Below are 2303 nucleotides of genomic sequence, written 5' to 3' on the forward strand. Positions count from 1 at the left end.
GCGGCAGCGGGGCGATCTCCACCCCGCCGCCCACCGCGGCCGGCGGGGTGGGCGCGCCGCCCTGCCCGGACGGCGCCGGGGCGGACGCCTGCGGGGAGGGCAGCGGGGAGGCGGGCGCGGCGGCCGGGGCCTGCTGCCACAGGCCGTTGTCGGTGCGCTTGACCGGCGGGCCGTCCTGGGCCTGGGCGGGCTTGCCGAGCACGGTGCCGTCGTCGGTCAGGAACACCGGGTCGCCGCCGGGCACCATGCCGAGGTCGCGGGCCCGCCGTTCGAGCGCGTCGGGGGCGGAGAACTGGTCGATCTCGCGTTGCAGCGACTGCTTGCGGTCGGTCAGCTCGGTGGTCTGCCGCTTGAGCCGGGAGAGTTCGAAGGAGTTCTCGTTGAGCGCGGTGTTGAGCATCAGCAGCCCGAGCAGCCCGGCGGTCAGCAGGGCGACCACCAGGACGGCGAACGGGGTGCGCCCGCGGATCTGGCGGGCGCCGGGGCGCACGGTGATCCGCGCCCTGCCGCTCTGCCCCGGGAGCCGACCGCTCCCCCAGGCCCCCTGGCCGGCCACCGGCACCGCCGCCCTCCCTCGTCCCGTTTCCCTGGCTCGTCCCGTCCTGCCCGGCCCGTCCCGTTCCCCGGCTGCCCGTCACGCACCTGTCGGGTCAGCCCCGGGCTGCCCTGATCCTCTCCGCCACCCGCAGCCGTACGGGGGCGGCGCGCCGGTTCTCCTCGATCTCCTGCTCGGTGGCCAGCTCGGCGCCCCGGGTGAGCAGCTTCAGCCGGGGCTGGTGCTCCTCGGGGATGATCGGCAGGCCGGGCGGCGCGGTGTTGGTGGCCCCGGCCGCCAGGTACTGCTTGACCAGGCGGTCCTCCAGCGACTGGTAGGACATCACCACGATCCGCCCTCCGACGGCCAGCGAGTCGAGTGCGCCCGGGATGGCCCGGTCCAGCACCTCCAGCTCGCCGTTGACCTCGATCCGCAGCGCCTGGAAGGTGCGCTTGGCCGGGTTCCCGCCGGTGCGCCGGGTGGCGGCCGGGATGGCGTTGCGTACCAACTCGACCAGACGCGCGCTGGTGCTGAACGGTTCCTTCTCGCGTTCGCGGACGATCACCGAGGCGATCTTCCCGGCGAACCGCTCCTCGCCGTAGACCTTGAGGATCCGGGCCAGCTGGCCGTGGGTGTAGGTGTTCAGCACCTCGGCGGCGCTCAGGCCGCGGGTCTGGTCCATCCGCATGTCGAGCGGGGCGTCCTGGGCGTAGGCGAAGCCGCGCTCGGCCTCGTCCAACTGCATCGAGGAGACGCCCAGGTCGAACAGGACGCCCTGGACCTCGGGGATGCCGAGGTCGGCCAGCACCTGCGGGATCTCGTCGTAGACGGCGTGCACCAGGGTGGCCCGCTCGCCGAAGGGGGCCAGCCGCTCGCCGGAGAGCTTCAGCGCCGCCGGGTCCCGGTCCACGGCGACCAGCCGGACCTCGGGGAACTGGGTCAGCAGCGCCTCGCTGTGGCCGCCGAGCCCGAGGGTGGCGTCCACCACCACCGCGCCGGGCGCCGCGATGGCGGGCGCCAGCGCGTCCACGCAGCGCTGCAGCATCACCGGGACGTGCTTGGGTGCCGGAGCGTCGTTCGTCATTGCGCGGTGGCGCCCTTCCTCGGTGCGTCCGTCCGGGGCCGGACGGCTGCTCCCATTCTGGCCCACCGGGCCGCGGCGGCAGCACGCCGCCCGTGGTCCCCGCCCGCTCGCCCGGGGAAGGAGGGGCCGCCAGGCACCGGGGAAGGTGTGCCGGGAGGCCAGGAGCGGGTGGAGGCCGCGGGCGGCGCGGGGGCCGCAGCGACCGGCCGGGGAGACACAGTTGACGATCTGCGCGGACTGTGCTCCGGGGCGGCGCCAGCCTATCGCGGGCCACCGCCGAGTCAACGGTCCGCACCGGCGCGCCACCCGGGCGGAGGTATGGATATTCGCAGGTCGGGGCGGTCGTCCGGGTGACCGTGGCCGATCGGCGCACGGCGGCGGCCCGCGCCGGGACCAACCGGGGCAATCCGGGGCGTACCCGCGAGCGGCGACTCGCATTCCGCTCGGGGCCCGGTCACGGCGCGGATTCGAACGGCGATCACCCGTCCCGCGCGGGCCCGGATCCCATTACCGTCGTCCCCATGACAGTGACCCCCGACCGGCCCACGCCGACCGCCGCTGCCAACCCCGCCGAGTCGGTCATCGACCGCTTCGTCGGATCCAACCGGAGCTACGCCGTCGACTTCCGCGACGGCGGCATGGACGCCCGCCCGGTCCAGCAGGTCGCCGTGGTCGCGTGCATGG

Annotated in this window: 2 protein-coding genes and 1 pseudogene; 1 reads left to right on the forward strand and 2 read right to left on the reverse strand. The window is 75.2% G+C overall.

What is annotated here, in order from left to right:
• Both AA75_RS46490 and rsmH read right to left on the reverse strand, forming a co-directional pair.
• The coding region (locus AA75_RS46490) for a septum formation initiator family protein (protein ID WP_063794514.1) at window positions 1-562 on the reverse strand (562 nt) is incomplete at its 3' end.
• A gap of 88 nt (window positions 563-650) precedes the next feature.
• Window positions 651-1619, reverse strand: coding sequence for a 16S rRNA (cytosine(1402)-N(4))-methyltransferase RsmH (gene rsmH, locus AA75_RS36410; protein ID WP_033824687.1), 969 nt, complete (start codon window positions 1617-1619; stop codon window positions 651-653).
• A gap of 521 nt (window positions 1620-2140) precedes the next feature.
• On the opposite strand from rsmH, the pseudogene AA75_RS52845 reads away from it, so the two are divergent.
• A pseudogene (locus tag AA75_RS52845) lies at window positions 2141-2303 on the forward strand (carbonic anhydrase); the annotation flags it as partial.

Source organism: Kitasatospora sp. MBT63 (genome assembly GCF_000710465.2).
In the GTDB taxonomy this organism is placed as follows: Bacteria; Actinomycetota; Actinomycetes; order Streptomycetales; family Streptomycetaceae; genus Kitasatospora.